3 protein-coding genes and 1 pseudogene are annotated in these 3,789 nt (G+C 67.8%); 1 reads left to right on the forward strand and 3 read right to left on the reverse strand.

Going from position 1 to position 3,789, the window contains the following annotated elements; translation table 11 throughout:
• The 3 genes from AB4Y84_RS15800 to AB4Y84_RS15810 all read right to left on the reverse strand — a co-directional run.
• Positions 1-972 (reverse strand): phosphoethanolamine transferase (locus AB4Y84_RS15800; RefSeq protein WP_442250416.1); only part of this gene is annotated, 972 nt, incomplete at its 3' end.
• Positions 969-1,721, reverse strand: coding sequence for a phosphatase PAP2 family protein (locus AB4Y84_RS15805; protein ID WP_442244619.1), 753 nt, complete (start codon positions 1,719-1,721; stop codon positions 969-971). The genes AB4Y84_RS15800 and AB4Y84_RS15805, both read right to left, overlap by 4 nt.
• 112 nt (positions 1,722-1,833) lie before the next feature.
• Positions 1,834-3,537, reverse strand: a complete 1,704-nt coding sequence (locus tag AB4Y84_RS15810) for an ArnT family glycosyltransferase (RefSeq protein ID WP_442244620.1) — start codon at positions 3,535-3,537, stop codon at positions 1,834-1,836.
• Positions 3,538-3,670: 133 nt separating this feature from the next.
• Here AB4Y84_RS15810 and AB4Y84_RS15815 point away from each other — a divergent pair.
• Positions 3,671-3,789, forward strand: a pseudogene (locus tag AB4Y84_RS15815) (DNA-binding response regulator); the annotation flags it as partial.

The raw sequence follows: 3,789 nt of genomic DNA on the forward strand, positions 1-3,789 counted from the left end.
GCCCGCGCGGTTCAGTACATGCAGCAGCGACTGGTGCGCACGGATCTTCTTCTCGTCGTACTCGTGGCGTCCCCATGGCGAGAACAGGCAGGGCAGCGAAACCTCGGTGCTGGTACCGCAGGAGTGCATGTCCGGGAAATTGACCACCGCCGCCTGGGCCAGCTCCGGCGTGGTATTGCGGCCACCATTCAGGCCCCAGTTCTGTGCGCGCACCGTTTCGCCCATCACGATCACCAGCAGGCGAGGCTTGCTGGTCGCTGCGCGCGGGGTCGCCTTGGCATCGGTACCGATCGGCAGCTTTGGCGCGCGTTGCACCGGGTTGTCGCCGCGCAGCGCACGTGGCAGCCCCAGCAGCACGTTGGCCGGCGTTGCCAGGTAGCGCACTTCGCGCTGGTTGCGCATCAAGGCCGACACATCCTGGAAGGACACCAGCGCGCCACCGAGTGCAGTGGCCGCAGCGACCAGCAGGAAGCCGATGCGCCACAGCAGGCTGCGGCCCCAGCTGCGGCGGCGCAGGTCAATGCGCCACAGCACCACCATCGGCAACACAGCCAGCAGCAGGACCGGCCACAGCAGCGACACCGTCATCAGTTCGCGGCTTTCCTTGGGGTCGGTAGCCAGCACGTTGCGCAGCATGTCCGCATCCAGATAGATGTGGTAACGGCTCATGTAGTGCGCGGCAAACGCGGTGACCAGCAGCAGCACGCTGATCACCACCTTGGCATTCCAGCGCCACACCAGGATGCCCAGCAGCACACCGTGCGCGCCCAGCAGCAGCAACAGCAGTGAAAGTGCATAGCGCAGGCTGCCCGGATGGCTGGCCATGGCGCTGTGCCAGAACAGGCCATTGCCGGCCACAGCGAAGAACAGGCTGGTCAGCACGATCAACGCTTCGGTGGACAGCTGTGGCCGCCATGCGCGGATGTTGGCCAGCGTGGGCAGACGGAAGGAGCGTTGGACCGATGCGTTCATGCAATCGCCTCCTGGCGGGCCGAGCGATCCAACTGGCGGCGGACCATCAGGTACAGGCCCAGCGACAGCAGCCAACAGATCAAGGCGGTGGCAACGTCATGCGAAAGGAAGTGGGCGCCGCGCAGCTGTTGGCCGATGCCGAACACCAGGCCGCTGCCGAGGCCGATCCACAGCCCAGCCCAACGCCAGGCGGGGCGCCACAGCAGCGCGAAGAAGTACAGGCACATCCATGCGTATCCCGCGCTTGCGTGGCCGGCGGGGAAGCAGGCGCGTGCGGCCATGCCGGTTGGGCGGCTGCTGAGAAGACCGACGAACCGGTCGTGTCCGCCATAGCGCAGCAGATCCCACGGGCAGTCCATCGGCACCAGCGATTTCAGCAGCGAGATCAGCCCGGTGCCGAGTGCCACGGCCACCACCACATACAGCAGCGCCCAACGCAGCGTGCGATCGTGGCCGCGGCGCCAGTGGTGGAAGCACAGCAGCATCGCCACCAGTGCCGCAGCGGTGCTCAGCCACTTGCCGGCCTTGTGCACCACCGAACGCGTCAGCCATGCATCCTGCAGCGCCCAGCGGCCGCCTTCCAGCCGGAACAGATGGTCGGCCAGCCACTGGTCGCCACCCAGGCCCATCAACACGGTGAATACCGCAATGCCGATGACAGAAGGCAGCCAAAGATGGGTAACGGCAAAACGCGACGCCAGCAGCGAGGGCGCAAAGGAGACTGCCGGGACAAGAGGGCGAGCGGGCATGCAGGGAAGGGGCCGTTACGGGAATCCGCGACCATGCTCGTCACTGGCATGTCGGAGAAGGGTCGTACACGCGTTTGCGCCGGGTTAATCCGTGCCCGGCGCGCATCATCGTTCAGTCTTCTTCGTCGTTGGCGCCTGCACGCTCGGCATGGCAGGCCGCATCCCAGGCGGTGCCCGGAAGCAACTGCCAACGATTGCGATTGGCAACACCGATCTCGATGACCTGGGCCGGATCGACACAGGGGCTCATGGCCTTGTCCAGTACCAGCAGCCAGCGCTTGTCCGGCGCCTCGGCCAACCATGGACCGGCGTCGTGCCACTGCTCTGCCCACGGCCGCTTGAAGCCGAACTCGCGCACCGGCCGGTCGGCCTGCAGCAGGTTCTGTTCGCGCCAGGCCACCAGCGCCAGCTCCGCATCGGGGCCGATCCGCGTGCCCACCCGGCGCATCACCGCCGACGCCGAGGCGTAGGGGTCCAGCGCCGGTATCAGCACCAGTCCGTACAGCATCCACAGCAGACCGTGGGTGAGCAGTACCAGCGTGGCCGCGCGTCGTATCCGCAGCCACACCGCCAGCGTCGCCACGGCGATGGCGAAGGTCAGCAGGCCATCGCCGAACACGGGCAGCAGGGTGTCGGGCATCGCCCGCCGTGCCAGCTGCGCCTGCGCCCAGGCGCTGTCGGTCAGCATCATCACGCCAAGCGCGCCGGTGGCCAGCATCAGCAGCAGGCTGTAGCCGAACAGATAGCGACGCACGCACAGGCGACGCAGCAGGCCGGGCAACAGCGGCGCCACCGCCAGTGCCATCGCCGGCAGCATCGGCAGCACGTACACCTCGCGCTTGCCGGGGCTGGCAGTGAAGAACAGCAGGACCAGCGCGGCCCAGCCCAGCAGCGGCCACTGGCGCTGGTCGCCGCGACGCAGCCGGCGCCACCACGGTTTGACCATCAGCGGCAGCAGCAGCGCACCCGGCAGCCACAGCGTGGCGATCACCTGCAGGTAGTACCAGACCGGCTGGCGATGGTGCCAGGCGTTGGCATAGCGGGTGCCGGTCTGCTTGAACAACAGCTCGTGGGCGTACGACTGCAGCGATGCACTGGGTTCATGCAGCAGCGCCCAGCCCAGCGGTGCCAGCCACACCGCGGTACCCAGAAGGAAGGCCGGAATCAGCCACAGCAGGCTGACGGGGTGGGGGCCGTCCACCGGTTGGCCGCGACGGCGCTGGTACAGCCGCCATCCCAGCCAGGGCAGCACCATCAGCAAGGGCAGGAAGCCCACCCCCTTGGTCACCGTGCCGACGCCGGCGGCGAAGCCCGCCAGCCACAGGGCCGGCAGGTTGCGGCGCTCGCAGAGGTGGCGCAGCAGGCCCCACAGGGCCAGCGTGGTCATGCCCACCAGCACCATGTCGATCTGCGCGCGCTTGGCCATCAGGCCGAACTGCAGGGTGCAGAACAGTGCGCCAAGCGCGTACAACGAATGCCGTGGCGACCATAGCCGGCGTGCCAGGTCGGACACCAGCCACAGGCTGAGCAGCGCGGCCAGCAGCGACGGCAGCAGGAACGACCACTGCCAGCTGCCGACCACCTGGTGGGCAGCGGCCTGCAGCCACATGAACACCGGCGGCTTCTCGGCGTACAGCTCGCTGCCCCGGTGCGGCAGCAGCCACTCGCCGCTCTCCACCATGGCACGTGCGGCCAGCACGAAGCGTGGTTCGTCCGGTGGCTGCGGCTGGCGCATGCCAAGCCCGGCCGCCAGCGCCATCACGATCAACAACCACAGCAGCGGCAGGTGCCAACGGCGGGGCAGGGCAACGGGCACGGGGGGGCTCCGGCAGCAAAACAGCCATTCTGATGAGCGGCACGTGGGAAAGCCGTCGGAGCGGCCGGCATGGCGACCGCATTCCGACATCCGCAGCGCTACCATGGCATGAACTTCCGTGGATGTTTCGTGCATGCGCCTGTTGGTGATCGAGGACAACCGCCAGTTGGTGGCCAACCTGTTCGACTATTTCGAGTCGCGCGGGCATGTGCTCGACGTGGCCCCGGATGGCATCACCGGCCTGCACCTGGC

Origin of the sequence: Stenotrophomonas sp. 2YAF22 (genome assembly GCF_052114665.1) — a bacterium.
Lineage (GTDB): Bacteria > Pseudomonadota > Gammaproteobacteria > Xanthomonadales > Xanthomonadaceae > Stenotrophomonas > Stenotrophomonas indicatrix.